The organism is Chryseobacterium nakagawai (assembly GCF_900637665.1).
Classification (GTDB): Bacteria; Bacteroidota; Bacteroidia; order Flavobacteriales; family Weeksellaceae; genus Chryseobacterium; species Chryseobacterium nakagawai.
In genome coordinates, this window is sequence record NZ_LR134386.1 from 2048434 (window position 1) to 2064380 (window position 15947).

14 protein-coding genes are annotated in these 15947 nt (G+C 34.4%); 12 read left to right on the top strand and 2 right to left on the bottom strand.

The window, feature by feature from the left end; translation table 11 throughout:
- Positions 1-153: 153 nt before the first annotated feature.
- The 10 genes from EL260_RS09310 to EL260_RS09355 all read left to right on the top strand — a co-directional run bounded on the left by EL260_RS09310 (position 154) and on the right by EL260_RS09355 (position 12418).
- A complete protein-coding gene (locus EL260_RS09310) occupies positions 154-2769 on the top strand; it encodes a T9SS-dependent M36 family metallopeptidase (RefSeq protein ID WP_228445385.1) in 2616 nt (871 codons plus the stop codon).
- Between the two features lie 127 nt (positions 2770-2896).
- Positions 2897-3883: an EamA family transporter gene (locus EL260_RS09315; protein WP_123859942.1), complete on the top strand. Its 987-nt coding sequence runs from the start codon at positions 2897-2899 to the stop codon at positions 3881-3883.
- A gap of 86 nt (positions 3884-3969) precedes the next feature.
- On the top strand, positions 3970-4965 hold the full coding sequence (locus tag EL260_RS09320; RefSeq protein ID WP_123859944.1) for an alpha/beta fold hydrolase: 996 nt from the start codon (positions 3970-3972) through the stop codon (positions 4963-4965).
- Between the two features lie 149 nt (positions 4966-5114).
- Positions 5115-6104, top strand: coding sequence for a hypothetical protein (locus EL260_RS09325; protein ID WP_123859946.1), 990 nt, complete (start codon positions 5115-5117; stop codon positions 6102-6104).
- 47 nt (positions 6105-6151) lie between these two features.
- A complete protein-coding gene (locus tag EL260_RS09330) occupies positions 6152-6628 on the top strand; it encodes a DUF4280 domain-containing protein (RefSeq protein WP_123859948.1) in 477 nt (158 codons plus the stop codon).
- 2 nt (positions 6629-6630) lie between these two features.
- Positions 6631-9369 carry a hypothetical protein gene (locus EL260_RS09335; RefSeq protein WP_123859950.1) on the top strand — a complete coding sequence of 913 codons (2739 nt, stop codon included), beginning with the start codon at positions 6631-6633 and terminating at the stop codon, positions 9367-9369.
- A complete protein-coding gene (locus EL260_RS09340; RefSeq protein ID WP_123859952.1) occupies positions 9359-10048 on the top strand; it encodes a hypothetical protein in 690 nt (229 codons plus the stop codon). Before EL260_RS09335 ends, EL260_RS09340 begins: the two co-directional genes overlap by 11 nt.
- Positions 10049-10050: 2 nt before the next feature.
- Positions 10051-10833: a hypothetical protein gene (locus EL260_RS09345; protein WP_123859954.1), complete on the top strand. Its 783-nt coding sequence runs from the start codon at positions 10051-10053 to the stop codon at positions 10831-10833.
- 24 nt (positions 10834-10857) lie between these two features.
- Entirely contained in the window at positions 10858-11568 is a 711-nt protein-coding gene (locus tag EL260_RS09350; protein ID WP_123859956.1) for a hypothetical protein, read from the top strand.
- Between the two features lie 331 nt (positions 11569-11899).
- Positions 11900-12418 carry a DUF3592 domain-containing protein gene (locus EL260_RS09355; protein WP_123859958.1) on the top strand — a complete coding sequence of 173 codons (519 nt, stop codon included), beginning with the start codon at positions 11900-11902 and terminating at the stop codon, positions 12416-12418.
- Here the strand turns inward: EL260_RS09355 and EL260_RS09360 are convergent.
- On the bottom strand, positions 12415-13563 hold the full coding sequence (locus EL260_RS09360) for an MFS transporter (RefSeq protein WP_123859960.1): 1149 nt from the start codon (positions 13561-13563) through the stop codon (positions 12415-12417). The genes EL260_RS09355 and EL260_RS09360 overlap by 4 nt on opposite strands.
- 76 nt (positions 13564-13639) lie before the next feature.
- Between EL260_RS09360 and EL260_RS09365 the strand changes: the two genes are divergently transcribed.
- On the top strand, positions 13640-14422 hold the full coding sequence (locus EL260_RS09365; protein WP_123859961.1) for an AraC family transcriptional regulator: 783 nt from the start codon (positions 13640-13642) through the stop codon (positions 14420-14422).
- Between the two features lie 171 nt (positions 14423-14593).
- Complete coding sequence (locus tag EL260_RS09370) at positions 14594-15037, top strand: SRPBCC family protein (RefSeq protein ID WP_123859963.1); 444 nt, start codon at positions 14594-14596, stop codon at positions 15035-15037.
- Between the two features lie 405 nt (positions 15038-15442).
- Here the strand turns inward: EL260_RS09370 and rplS are convergent, their stop codons facing one another.
- Positions 15443-15799, bottom strand: coding sequence for a 50S ribosomal protein L19 (gene rplS / locus EL260_RS09375; RefSeq protein WP_068942389.1), 357 nt, complete (start codon positions 15797-15799; stop codon positions 15443-15445).
- Positions 15800-15947: the final 148 nt, after the last annotated feature.

Consider the following 15947-nt stretch of genomic DNA (forward strand, 5'->3'; position numbering starts at 1 on the left):
AGTTGTAAATGAAATCAATATTTATGAGAAAATAATAATTTTTATAAATAAGATGGGGATCTCAGATCAGAATGGTATTTTTTTTATTCATTATTTATTGATATTTATTTTTTTATGAAAAATATTTGTAGATTCGCGTCTTTAATAATGGATATGAAAAATAAAACTCTACCTATTTTGTTTGCGGTATTTTCTGTTTTTCCGGTTATTGCATTCGGACAAGACAATGAAAAGCTTATTAAAGATTATATTTCTCAAAATAAAATAAGAGAATATAAAAAATATGATCTCAATAATTTTATTATAGATAATGTAGATGCTTCAAAATCTTTAAATGGGAATGTTGTGAAATTTATACAGACTTATAAAGGCTTGCCAATATATAATTCTGTGGGGACAGCACTTATTAAAGATAATAAAGTAGTTTATTATACAGATAATTTTGTAAAAGATTATACTATATCTGTCATTGGTAATGCCACTGTCAGCAAAACTGCTGCGCTTCATACCATTGCAGAAGATTTGAAGAAAAATGATGTGAAAGGCTTTCTTATTCGTGATTTTTCCGGAGAATCTGCTGACAGTAAAAAAGTTGCAAAACAAAGACTTGTATATGTAGATCATAAAGGGAGTTTGAAACTTGCTTATGAATATCTGTTAAGAGAACCAAAATCACCAAGCTATTGGAACTATCTAATAGATACAAATACCGGTGAAATCATTGAAAAAACAGACTTGAATCTATCTTGTAATTTTCATCCAGGTGCTTATTCTCATAGCCATGGAGAGATAGATTTTATCCAAAATAAGCATGAGGGACCACAAAATAATATGGCTCAATTTACCCCTTTCCTGGCACCGGATAATGCCAGTTATAATGTTTTTCCTTTACCGGTAGAAGCTCCTACATTCGGTTCAAGACAATTAATCTCTAATCCATGGAATTTAGCAGCTTCACCAGAAGGGTGGCATTCCGATGGAGATATTCATTATACGATTACAAGGGGGAATAATGTATATGCTTATGAAGATACAGGAGATGTAGATGCTGGTCTTTCTCCTGATGGTGGAACTACCAGAAATTTTGATTTTCCATTCAGTATCAATGGAACACCAGCTGCTAATCAAAATGCGTCTATTACTAATCTGTTTTATTTGAATAATAAAATTCATGATGTATTTTATAAGTTTGGATTTACAGAATCAGCGAGAAACTTTCAGAAAAATAATTTTGGATTGGGTGGGCTCGGTGATGATTATGTAGAAGCGGAAGGTCAGGACGGAGGCGGACTTAATAATGCCAATTTCGGCACCCCTCCAGATGGAAATAATCCGTACATGCAGATGTATTTATGGTCACCCGTAAATCAGATGTTCTTTTACAATGCTCCGGGAGCTGCTGTTGTACGTACACCTATTAATGGGACTGCTGAATTTGGTCCTGCATTAACAGCTACCGGCGTGACAGCCAACGTGCAGTTGTCATCAAATATATATGCTTGTACAGCGTTACCAGCTGGATCACTTGCAGGGAAAATAGGACTTATTGAAAGAGGTGGAGGGACAAACTGTGGTTTTGCTGTAAAAGCAAAAAATGCCCAAGATGCCGGAGCCATTGGTGTTGTAATCTATAATAATGCAGCTGCTACCAATTTTCCGTGGGGAATGGGCGGGACGGATCCTTCTATTACAATTCCTACAGTTTCCATCGAAAACTCAGAAGGAGAGTATATAAAAACTCAACTTGCTGCTAATACAGCAGTGAACATTACCCTTAAAAATGATCCGGCTACCAGTATTACTCCAGACGGAAGTTTTGATAATGGAATTGTAACCCATGAATATGGACATGGAATATCAAACCGATTAACGGGTACAGGTTCTGGATGTTTGTCTACCTCTGCAAGTAGAGAGCAGATGGGAGAAGGCTGGTCTGATTTCTTTGCTTTAATGTTGACCAATAAGCCTGGTGATAATGCTTCGGTAGCAAGAGGTATGGGAACCTACGCAGGAGGAGAGCCAATAACAGGAGGCGGTATCAGACCTGCTAAATATTCCCCTAATTTTTCAGTGAATCCTTTTACGTATGGAACTACCAATCAAATGCAAGTTACCAATACCAATGGGAGTGTATCTACAGATTCTCATTCTATTGGTTTTGTCTGGGCTACTATGTTGTGGGATTTGCATTGGAAGTATGTTGAAAAATATGGATATTCATCAGATGTAATGTCAACGACTCCTAATGGAAGTACAAAAGTACTGCAAATAGTAGTGGATGCCTTGAAGCTTCAGGCATGTAACCCTAGCTTTATTGATGGAAGAGATGCAATATTGTCTGCAGATATGGCAACAACAAACGGTCAGGATAGATGTATGATCTGGAAAGTCTTCGCAAAAAGAGGGCTTGGAATAGGAGCTTCCGCAGGCGTGAAAAGTGTGGGTACGGATCAAGTAGAGAATTTTAATATACCTGAAGACTGTGCTTCACTGGGAACTGATGAAGTAACTTCAATTAAAGATAATAAAATTTCTATTTATCCAAATCCTGCAAAAGATGAGTTTTATATTAATTTCCCAAGTAAAACTCTTGGAAAAGTAAGTGTAGAATTATATGATATGTCTGGTAAATTGGTTTCTTCAGAAGATAAAATTTCACCTGAAAATAAAAAATCAATTTCTACAAGCCGTCTGATAAATGGTACTTATATTGTAAAAGTGAAAGGGCTTGGTTTTGAAGCTAATTCTAAAGTGATTGTAAAAAAATAACTGATTATATAATCCATTTTAAAGATTGCCGCAAGCTTTGCTTGCGGCAATCTTATTTATCTATCATGACAACACTCCAAGGTATTTTAATTTATATGTTGTACCTTTGCAGGCTGTTAAAAAAATTATGAAGAAGAAAAATATACTAAAAGGTGTTTTATTTGTAGGGATTGGTGCTAGTATATACGGAATGTTGGCCACTTTTGTGAAAATGGCCTATCATGATGGTTTTACAACGTCTGAAGTGACGACCTCCCAATTTGTATTAGGTTTGACAGGGCTTTTGATCCTGAATTTGATCCAAACCTTAACCTCGAAGAAGAAATTATCAATGCCCAACTCCAAAGAGGTCAGAATGCTGATGCTTGCCGGAACGTCATTGGGAGGAACAAGTTTGTTTTATTATATAGCAGTTCAGTATATCAACGTTTCCATTGCGATTGTATTGCTGATGCAATCGGTTTGGTTTAGTGTAGTGGTAGAAAGTATTATCACTAAAAAGCTACCGAATGCAAGAAAAATTGTGGCTGTAATTATTGTATTACTGGGAACGGTTTTAGCGACCAACCTTATTAATATGGAAATTGAACTGGATTGGCATGGAATATTCTGGGGACTGATGGCCGCAGCTTCATATACATTAACGATGTTTACTTCCAATACTTTAGCGACGCATTTACCTGTTTTCAGAAAGAGTATTATTATGTTGGCAGGAGGTTCTATTGTTGTTTTTGCCTTTCTGTTCTTCGCACAGATAGGACCCATGTATTTTGATGGATTAAAAGCTTTTTATCTGAATTTTACAGAAAATACAGAGCATATCCACTCTTTCAATTATTCAATATTTTTAACATATGGTTTTGTGTTGGCTTTATTCGGAACCATCATTCCACCAATTCTGTTCAATATCGGTTTCCCGAATGCAGGATTAGGATTAGGTAGTATTGTTTCTTCACTGGAACTCCCAGTTTCCGTAACCATGGCCTTTGTTCTATTGGGTGAACAAGTATTTTTAATACAATGGGTAGGAATTATATTGATTCTTTTTGCCATTGTTTTAATGAATCTTCCTTCCAAAAAAGAAAAAGAAGTTTCTATGGCAGAAGTCTCTTAAAAAATAATATTTAACTAAAAATAACAGTTGAAAACCGTTCCTTTTGGAGCGGTTTTTTTAATTTTAAAAACTTAAAGTAAAATATAATGAGATATTTCAGAAATATAGCGACTGCAATAGTATTAGTAACCGGATCAGGAATCCTGTTTTCACAAATAAAGCCATTGGATGCCATGCTATCTGATTATCAATATCCTTACGAAGTACATTTTAAGGACTTAAAATCTCAGGATAACAATCTGAAGATGGCTTATATGGATGTAGAACCTCAAAAAGCCAATGGAAAAACTATTCTGCTCCTTCATGGGAAAAATTTTAACGGAGCCTATTGGGAAAGAACCGCGAAAGATCTTTCGGAAAAAGGATTCAGAGTGATTATTCCGGATCAGATTGGGTTTGGAAAGTCTTCAAAACCGCATAGCTATCAGTTTTCCTTTTCACAACTGGCAGAAAATACAAAAGCTGTTTTGGATGAATTAGGAATTGATAAGACCATTGTTCTGGGACATTCAATGGGGGGTATGGTAGCTACAAGGTTTACGTTGCTTTATCCTGAAAAAGTTCAAAAACTAATCCTTGAAAACCCTATCGGACTTGAAGATTATAAAACGTTTGCAGCCTACCAGAATATAGATCAGGCCTACCAATCAGAACTTAAGAATACGGCGGAAACCTATAAAAATTATCAGTTAAAGTTCTATTATGATAATAAATGGAAAGCAGAATATCAGCCATGGCTGGATCTTATTGCTGGCTGGACATTACATAAAGACTATCCACAGGTAGCGTGGGATGCTGCATTGACCTCTGATATGATCTATAACCAGCCTGTTTGCTATGAGTTTAAAAATATAAAAGTTCCCACTTTACTCATCATTGGAACCAGAGACAGAACTGCAATAGGGAAAGATAGAGCTCCAAAGGAACTTCAGCCTAAAATGGGGCAGTATCAGGAACTGGGAAAGAAAACCCAGCGTGAAATTGCAGGTTCTCAACTGGTGGAATTAGAAAACGTTGGTCATCTTCCGCATATTGAAGTCTATCCTAAGTTTTTTGAGGCTTTATATAACTTTATTAAATAATCTGAACAGGTTCTTTTCCTAAATGATTGTTTGTAATCTGGCTGTAACAAGGAACTAAAACGACTGTATAATTTTCTATTTATCCAAAACTGGTGATAAACAGAAATTTGTTAACTTTGGGGACACACTAAAGACGAAATGAGTTAATGATGTCGGAGATAAGATTATCTAAAAAACAAATTCTACACAGATTAAATACGATCAAAATAAGACCTTCCGGACTTCAAGGGAGAAAGTATGGGGTGTCTGTGAAATATTTTTCCGGTAACGATGAGAAACCCTCCAAAAGGATAGATTATACTGTAGCTGCAAACCTTAATGTTGAATACGGAAAGGGAACATTAAGCCTTAATAAGGAAGATATTTTCTATAATCAACATGAGCCGGACAAAATCAATGAAATTATTTCATCAGCATTGTCTGCCACTATTTACCCTGTGGAAGTAGATCTTAATGAAAAAGGAACCGGCACTGGCGAGATCATCAATCACGACAAGATGATGGAAAGATGGAAGATTCAAAAATCAAAAATATCAGAAAAATATAGTAGTAAAGAGCTTGATGTTTTCTTTACCAATTTTGAAAATAAACTTCAAAATAAAGCTGTTATTGAGCAAAGTCTGCACAATGACTGGTTTTGGAACCTGTTTTTTCATCCTAAATTCATTCATTACGGAGATACCAGAACTGTTGAAAGAGATCTCTATCTTTCAGTGATTCCTTATCATGGACCGTTGAAATTTTCAGGAATACAGACTATCGATAAGTTTCCTACAGATTACCATTCCTTTGTCATAAAATTTGAAAGCGAAGAACTATTGGCTCCACGGTATTTTTATCCCGAGGGTCACCATGATGATGGGACTCTTTATATGACCCTTAAAGTGATCTTCGATCATGATCTGTATCATCATTTTCCAATGCATACAAGAGCTTATTTTGAAGTATTCTCCAGAGATTGGTCGGGGAAGAAAGTATTCGTGAAAAAGATTCATTATACCCAATATCAGTTGGGATCAGAGGAATATAAAGGCAAAATATTAGATGAAAGCAGTCCTTTTATTACGGGTGGTCTTGTCAAAGTTCAGCCTAATAAATGGGGATTTGATAATTTCGAAAGGATCGAAAATGACTGGTAACGCTTATCGGTTCAGGAAAAAGACTTATTTTTACAAAAACACACCAAATGTCACTAAAAGAAAAAGTAGTACAGGGAGCACTCTGCCAATGTAAATTTGGCTCTGCTCCGGATAAACTGAAAGTGCTTACACAAACCAAATATTATGTGAATGACAATGCAGGCAGCAGTAAGCTTGCCGCAACTCATAAAGATATCGGAGCTACCTTTGAGAAGAATACTTTTGGTTCATGCTCCAAAAAAAATAATACCCCATGCTCAGCTGTAGTTACCCAATGGAGCGGCTATTACGAAAAAGAACTCTACGATCCACCCGGAGGTTATATCCTGCTGCAAGACAGCAAAGCAACCTGTCCCATCGGAGGTACAGACTGTATTTCTATTATTAAATCCGGACAAATGGGAGAACCTACCAAAAAGAATCTTCAGAATTCGGATAGTGAATTGCAGTCGCATGTGAATCCTTTGATGGATATGAAGAACCTTGATAAAAAAGATCCTTACAAATTCTTAAATGCTGAATAATTATGCCGGATAATATTGAAAATACAGTAGGACTACAGTTTTGTCTATGGAAAGAAAACAATAAGGTAAACTCCGTCCCTAAAGGAAATACCTATCCATTATATTTAAATAAGCGGAATGAATTTTTTGTTGATGAAAGCTGTGTGGGAAAGAAAAGCAAAAATCCCAAACATACGGTGGAGCAGGCTAGATGGGCTTTTATTTATGACTTTTTTTATAAAAATTTAGAGAAAGCTAAACAAGAAGATATTACTGAAAACTTATGGGGCCCCTTGAGTGGAGGTAAGGAAAAGATAGCCAAATATGGACTAGGACTAAAATATAAACAAGGGAGCAGCCTTGTCTTTAATCCTCAGGCCTATAGCTATTATTTTGGATTTAAACAGAGGGTGGAACTTTTTAGTGAAAATCCAGGAACGGGTTTTTATTTTTATATTGTTCCCGTAGATAAACCTAAAATATCCTATGCCTATTTTACCAAGAGTGAAGAAGTGAAACACTATGGAGAAAGTGTTACACTACAAATTATGCTTCATGCCTATAATTTGGATGAGAAGAATAAATATAAGGCAAAGTTATATCTGTTAGAAGAAACCTCAGCAAAAGGACTTACGGAAACTGATGATTTTGAAGATAATAATCTTTGGAAAGAGCCTAAGGTGTATAATATCTCAAATAATGTGAGGGCAGATGATGATTGGAATTCTTATATCAATACTACATTCCCTATAGAAATTGAATGGAAAAAGAATCAAAATGTAAAGAAGAATTTTACGGTTATATTGGAAATCTATAGATATTGGAACGAGCCAGGTATGATTTATGGAACCAATTCCAAGGAAGAAAGGGTAAATTATAAAAATTATGCAGATGATCCTACAAGTGATCTTATAGAATACGATCCCAAGGTATTGGGCTTGAAGGATATCGATGATAAAAATTCGATTTCCAGTAGATTCATTGTGTCTGAAGAATTAATGGATCATTATCTTACTCGTATTGAACAGGAGAAAAATAATATGATTCAATATATTGGGGATATTGAGTACAATCAAAGGGAGTTTGATCCATGCGGATATTCAAAGATTACGGTAAAAGATGAGGATGATAAAGATAGAGAAACTTTTGTCATATTTGATGAAACGGCAACCGTAGGTCCGATAGATAAAAGTAAGGAAAGTTTTAATATTATAACCGGAGATAGCCGGAAGAATATTTCCATTACTTTAGACAAACTTACTACTCAAGATACCTTTTGTCAAGGATTATTGCTGGATGAAGGGCAAAAACATTCTGAGAAGAAGAATGTCTTCCAAGTAGACAAAGTTTATGCTGCCTTAAAAAATGGAGCTACACATGTAAGACAGGCAGATACTACCCATCATGAACAGCAGAGAAGTGCAGGAGTTGCAACAACCAAAGAAAATGAAAGTGATACAGATGTTTTAAAAACAAATAATGCATATCAGGTAGCTGTAGCTCAGCAATGGAAAGAAGGAGTTGACTATAAGATTGACAGCAATGAGAAGATTACCTTGATGTTGAGGTATATGTATAATAAGACTGCTTTTGAAAGTTTTCAAAACCCTGATAATACAAGAGCAAATAATGCAATAAATTTATTATGGATTTTCAGATACTTTTGGTTTACGGATAAAACTGCCCAAGTTTATTTTTTACCTGTATCTACTTGCAGATATCCCAATCAATTGGTTAAGATAAATGTTTGGCCGGATATTGAATGGGAAGTTTCATTCATTATTTCAACCAATGAATCTCATACTTTGAGTTTCGGAAAAAAGGAGGATTTAACTAGTTATCCTGCAGGACAAGGATTGAGATTCTCAGATAAGTTTAAGTTCAAGAGTGAATATAAAGGATTTAGCTTTTCTACAGATATTTCTGTAAAGGTGAATGGTGATGTTCACAAATTTGGAATGGAAAAGATTGAAAATATCATAAAAAAACTTGCTGATTTGAAGTCGTTTTTAGATAAATTTAATCCTGAAAATTCAGCAAATGCTAGTACTGGAGGCTTTAAGGAATATTTTAGCTTTAAGCTTGTCTCTCCAAATGTGGTATTGGCTTTTAAATGGAACCTAGGGAGTGTTGTTGAAAAGGAAAATAACCATAAAGTTGTAACAATGCTTAACGGAGCTTTCAAATTGGCTCCTCTTATCGGAATAAACTTTGAAGTTGATTTATTTGTTATTACAGATAGTATCAAAGTGTATGGTATTGGTGATATTACAAAATTTATCAGAAAAGCTATTGAATGGGTGACTGAAACAGACATATATTTGCTGGCTTATGTAAATATTGAATTGAATGGAGAATTCACTATAGTATATAATTCAATCAATGGTATTGATGATAAGAAATCTAACAAGAAGGCTATTTTAAGTATTCCATTCGGTGTTAAAGGAGGTATAAAAAGTAATGAGGAAAACGTCATCATACTGCCTACAGGTGAGAAAAAAGAAAGATTCGAAGCAGAAATCTCCATCAACTCAGGAATTGAGATTGTAGAAGAATTAGGAACCGATAATACTGGCCCTTATAAAAAGAATAGCTATGTTTTCAAAGGTTTGAACGTAAAGGTTGTTATAGTGGAAAATGTCTTCAGTAGAAATAGAATCTCAGTAATACCAAAGATTGACGAAACTTTTGAGGTAATGAAAGAGGACAAGATCGGTCCTGAAAGTATTGAATATTTAAATAATAAAAAAGATGAGAAATAAAAATAAGTATATTGCTATCCTTCTTCTGAATCTAAATCTAATAATGATTTCTTGCCAATCCAAATCAGAAAAGGTTGATTTGAACATTGTACAGGAATCTTATGTAAATCTTGCAAACGGTAAACAAGCTAATCAATTAAGATACCGAGATTATGTTGATCATCTGCACAGTCGAATCGTTTTGCAAGGAAATCAAATCCAAGAGAAATGGCAGCCTTTTAAAAATAATGGTAAGCTGGATTACATGGATGTTTATTTCAACAAAGAGAAAATCATTGGATTTAAAGGATATTTTGCTGATTCAAAGAATAATTCTGATGAGATATATAAAGATATTCTTAAGAAAATCTCAAGTGATAAGCAGTATCAGGAAATTGAATTAAAGAATGAAGATTCCAATATTGTAAGGAATGAATGGGAATCAAAGGAAATGATAGTAGGTGTCAAATATGAAAAAGTAAATAAAAGTATTGCTTTAATTGCTGTTAACAAAAATGAACTCCCTTATTTCTTTGATAAAATTTTTTATAGTGAGTTTTTAGATTTAACGAAATTCAGAAATAAGAATTCAGCTATTCATTTGAAGGAATTGCAAGTTCAACCGTCAAGCAACGATAAAAGCTTTTATAAAGATAAGTTCAATGAACTAAAAGGTGAGTACAATAAAAAAACAAAGTAAGAATGAACCAACCTATCTATAAAGTTGAAGTGAAAGCCTTTCTATGTTCAATAGAAATTGAAGTTAACGGCATACCTTGCTTTTCATACTTTAATGAGCCTCAAATTGCCACGGATATTCCAATTAATAATTTATTGTTTTCTTCCGGTGAACAAGACCTTAAATTTAAGATTTCACCGCTTTTCAATAATAAGGACTTCCATAAAGATGCTCAAATTGAATTGAATATTTTTGTAAAAGAAGCAAATGATTTTTATTTGAAGAAACAGGTAATACATTCTTTTGTACTTGATGAATCCCTTGAGAATAAACCCTTTTATGAAAACATTCTAAACTTTGATGCCAGTTTTCCATACCATCTGGATGTCAGTAAAATAAAGTATGATTTTTCCAGAGAAGAGCAAGATGAGTTGTTTTCTGAAGTATATCAGCAATATGAAATGTTGGCGAGCTATATTAAAGATGATGATTTGAAACAATATAATCAGTTTACGACAATTCGATTTGATGACTTTGTTAAGGCTCATTATTTAGAGAAAGATAGAAGACAGTATTTTTTGAATAAGGCGCTTTTTTCATATAAGGACTATGAACTGTCGTTGGTTCCAAAAGAAGAATATACTTTGAAATATTGCTTTAATAATAGATTAGTTTATCTGGAAAAATTGAATAATGCTCCTGGATTGGTATTGGAGGACAAAAATTCAAAAGAAGAAGGACTGCATTTTATAGAAAGTGCAATATTTTTTAGGAATAACCAAGGTCACTTAGAATTATTCAGATAAGGATAGTTTTCAAACTAATATATTTTGACAACTAAATCACAGCATATTTTAAGCTTTATGGCAAGAAACTTCTTGCTGTTCTTCCAGATATATGCAATTGTATATGTTTTTATAAACTCTTATATCGATGTATGGTTTACCTTGAATAAGGAAACCTTCTTTGAATTTGAGAAGGTGGTTGTCATCAATTTTTTTCAAGCAGAAGCGTTATTTCTATATATTCTCTATCATAAAATTAGGAACAAGAACTATGATGAGTTAAAAACCATGTATTTGAACTATCAGAAAGATATGGAGAGTCAAGGCTTCAACAAGCGTAAAGCAGGCATGGGAATGCTGGTGGCAATCCTCATTTTTGTAGCTCTTTTTGGTGTTGTGATATTCAAATCTCCGCTTGGGGATGTTATAGAGGTTGTGATAGGACTTAACCAGATCCTTTTGACTAATATGGAGATATTGATACCGTGCTTGTCATTGGCAGTCTTTCTTTATCTTCAACTGAAATCTGAAATCAAGGATTCTTCTTTTAACAATGCTATTGTTAGATTAGGAGGCATAATATATAGTTTTAAGATTTCAATATTCATATTCATTGTTCTATTTGTGATAAGGATTCTTTTCTCAGGCAGGGCAGAGGATTCCTTTGCCCCAGCAGGATTGTTAGCCATTAATATTGCTTTTTTGATTACAATTATTAAGCAAAAGTCATTTAATGCAATCAATAGTAAATCATGAAAAATAATAGCTTTTGGGTAAGCTTTTTCTCCCTTGTAATCATGCTTTTATTTCTTGGCTTCGGTGGAAAGGGAGTTTATTATAGCGTAGAGAAACTTTATAAGCATACCAGTTTGGTATTCGGGGTGGGCTTTAGTATTTATGGTTTTCCCCATTTGTTGTATTATGTTTGTCGATGATTCCACTAGGGTTGGGATTATACCTGCTTAAATATAATATAAGATTGATGATGGGTGAAAAACAATAATAATTTACTTTTTAATATGAGCGAAAATAAGAGTTTTAACTTTTTAATTGATTTGAATAATGTTGAAAGATCTGAAAAAGGAATATGGAAGTAAATAGTACAAAAAATCAATACAAAACAGAGAAAAAAAGAGATAGTCGTTTAGTCGCTATTCTCGCTACTGTATTTACACTTTTATTCCTGGCAATGGGGGTTGGGGGAGTCTATTACAATGGTAGCAAATTGTACAGGCATATCAATTTAGTATTTGGTGGAGTCAAAACAGAAGCAAGGATTACAGGATATAAAGAAAGCTGGTCGAAGGATGGTGACGAGATTAATTATACCAAAATGTATTCTCCGGTTATCACTTATTATGATTCTTCCAATCATTCGTATATCCTTCATGCTGATTATAGCAGTAACAGTAAAGAATGGTCCAATGATGTAACCGTGTATTTTGATAAAAAAGACCCTTCCAAAGCCATTCATAGTGGATTTTGGCATCTTTGGTTCGGGCCATTTCTATTCCTGTGTCTTTACATGATCCCATTAGTAATTGGATTGTTTGTTATAATATATTACATGGGAACATTAAAAAAGAAAAAACCGTTTATAACTTAAACGGTTTTTTCTTTTGGTTTGAATACCAGTAAAGTAATTACTCCAATTCCTGAAAAAATAAGGCATGAAATTCCCAGATGTTGAATGAATCCTATACTTACCAATCCGCTTCCTATCAGTATATAATAAATAAGCCCCAGCAATGCTCCCGCACTTCCGGTTTCATTTTTATAATGGATTAAAGCGGTGCTCAGAATATTCGGAATAGCCGTACTGAAAGCCATTACAATAAAGAAGTAAGGAATCAGAAAATAGATTCCATAACCGGTAAAGATCCATACAAAAATAGAAGCTATAAATGAGCCGATCACACTTGCGGTTACTAAAACATTAGAAGCAATATTTCTTAAAAGCAGAAACCTGTTCAGTTTTGCTCCTGCGAAAGTTCCTGCAGCCAAGATAATACTGCTGTATCCAAAAATATAAGATGAATACTGCTGTTCTTTGAAAATAAACGGAGCCAGTGAATAATAAGAAAATAGCAAAACATTAAAACTCATGACCAATAAACAGCATCTGATGATGTTGCGATCTCTGAGCATTCGCTTCAATAAATCGAGTAAGGTCTGAAAATTGATCTCTTTTCTGGAATGGTGAGTTTCAGAAACATTTCTTCTGGAAAGAATGTAAAATACAATTGCCGTCAGGCATAAAGTGATAAAAACTCCCTGATGACCTGTTGAAGAAGCAAGAACTGAACCTGTGGTCATTCCAATTACCGGACTGATGGATAAGCCAATCCCAATCCATGAAAATACTTTGCTGATATGGTCTTTGTCATAAGTATCACGAAGAATAGTCTGGGTAACGATGGACCCGACAGCAATACCAAAAGCGGAAATAATTCTTGCAGTAAGTAAAACCATGAAGTTAGGAGCGAAAATAGCCGCAAAAGTTCCGAGTCCATAAGTAATCAACCCATATTCCAACGATTTTTTTCTTCCGATTCTGTCGCATTGTACACCCCAAAATGCCACTCCTAGAGCAAAAGCAATAAAATAAAGGCTTATCGTTAAGGTAGCAGATTCTTCATTCACGCTGAATTTCTCCTGAACTATTGGTAATACAGGACTGTAAATGGTTTCCACAAACTGGGGAAGCATTACCAGAAGTGTCAATAGCCATAGAGGATTTGTCTTTTTCATTTTTTTTCTGCAAAGTTTTAAAAAAATCACTGTATATTTATAATGATATAAAAACAAAAAATATTGAAAATAGGACATGGCGATATTGAAACAAAATGAAGAATTTGATGCAGATGCTCTAAAAGAAAAAGTGATTGGAATAGCATCCGATATGGTCATGCACGATTCGGGATTTCACGACCACAAAACCAAAGCACAGCTGTTGTATGCGCCTTCAGGATGTATGACCGTAACGACTTCTGACAGGCAGTTTGTATTACCACCATTCAGAATGTTGTGGATACCAGTCAATGAAGTGCATCGGGTGAATTTTAGAAATATTGTAGCCTATAGATCTATTTATTTTGACAATGAATATGCTGAAAAGTACATGAGTTCCAGTCTCAGGGTTTTACACGTCAATCCTTTGTTGAAAGAACTCATCGAAAGGATCTGCTTTTGGGAATGGACGACTCTGAATATTTCTCAAAAGAATATTTTAAAAGTATTTTGGGATGAAATAGGAAATGCTCGTGAAGAAAATTTGGAACTTAGAATGCCTAAAGACAGACGCTTTAAGAAGGTAGTAGAAGAATGGACAATTCGAATCTCCATACCACCTATGCTAAAAAAACTGGCAGAAGAAACCGGAGCTGTTGAAAAGACCATTACCCGTATTTTTAAAAAGGAAACCAATCTTTCTTACCAGGAATGGAGACAGCAATGGCGTCTTCAGCGATCGATTGAGCTTCTGGTGGATGGAAATTCAATAGGAGAGGTTTCTCACATTTTAGGTTTCTCTTCAGACAGCGCTTTTATCGAATTTTTTAAAAAGTATACTGGTTCTACGCCCCTGCAATATCTAATAAAGAACGAATAAATCTACTACTACCTATAATATCCCAGTTGAAGACGTAATCATTCCCCGTGGCAAAAATTCAAAGAATTTTTGAGGGGGTGGTCAAACACACACATTTTATTTCTTGTCCTATGTAAAGTCTATTGGCAATTAATTTCCATAAAATTGTATAACCAAACTAAAATAAATACCATGGATAATTATACCAATACAATAGAAGTAAAAACTACTGCAGACAAATCTTATGGTGCTTTAGCTCATCAGATTCCGCTTTGGTGGACCGAAATGTTTGAAGGTTCTTCCGAGCAAACAGGAAATGTATTCACCATAAGATTTGGAGCTAATATTCACAAAACAATGCGGGTGAAAGAATCTATACTTAGTTCAAATATAATCTGGGAGATAGAAGACTCGTTAATTGCTCTTCCGGAGTTAAAGAACCAGACGGAATGGATTGGAACCACTATCGTTTGGGAACTAGCGCCAACAGGAGAAAATACACAAATAAAAGTTACCCATCTTGGCCTAAATCCGGATATTGAATGTTATGATATCTGCTCCAATGGCTGGGCGCAGTTTCTGGGTAGCCTAAAACTCTTCCTGGAAACTGGAAAAGGAACTCCTTACAAAGAATAATAGCATATCAGGATATTACTCATATTAACCACAGATGGCACAGATTTTCACAGATGTTTGAGAATAGGAGTAAGGGGGAGCTCTCCATCGACCTAGGAATTAGGAGCGTTAAGAAAATTTGAATGTAATCCGTTAAAAAATTTCCATTGTCTGAGCATTGGGGGCCAATTTTGAATCGAAGCAGCACAAAATGATCCATGCGAGTTTGGAAATTTTAGGAGTACGTTTACACTTTTAGCGGATAATTCCAGTCTTGAACTTTTGTATACTTTTGTTTCAAGGCAAAAGTATAAAGAGATAAAAAATTCTACACAGAAATAATATCATCATTTATTACCAATTACTCATAAAAAAAGAAGCTGTTTACGTGTAAACAGCCTCTTTTTGTATTTATTGTTGTCTGAATTATTTCTTCTTGTAAGCAGCGTCTTTAATTCTCGCTTTTTTACCTCTAAGATCTCTGAAGTAGTAGATTCTAGCTCTTCTAACTCTACCTCTTCTGTCAACCTCAATTTTTTGAAGTGCAGGTAAGTTGATAGGGAATACTCTTTCTACACCTACATCACCAGACATTTTTCTGATGGTAAAAGTTTTTGTAGAACCAGTACCTCTTAATTGGATAACTGTCCCTTTGAAGAACTGAGTTCTAGTTTTTTGTCCTTCTTTAATTTCGTAATACACAGTAATTGTATCACCTGCTTTGAATTCAGGGAATTCTTTTTTCGCAATGTACTTGTCTTGTACGTACTTTAATAAATCCATTATTAATAAAATAAAATGTTAAAGCTAAGCAACTTACACGCTTATCGTCAGAGGTTGAATAACAGGTTGCAAATGTACAAAATAGTTTTCGAATACACCAAATATTTAATGTACTAAAAACTATAATTTTTTCATTCCGGTTTCATTA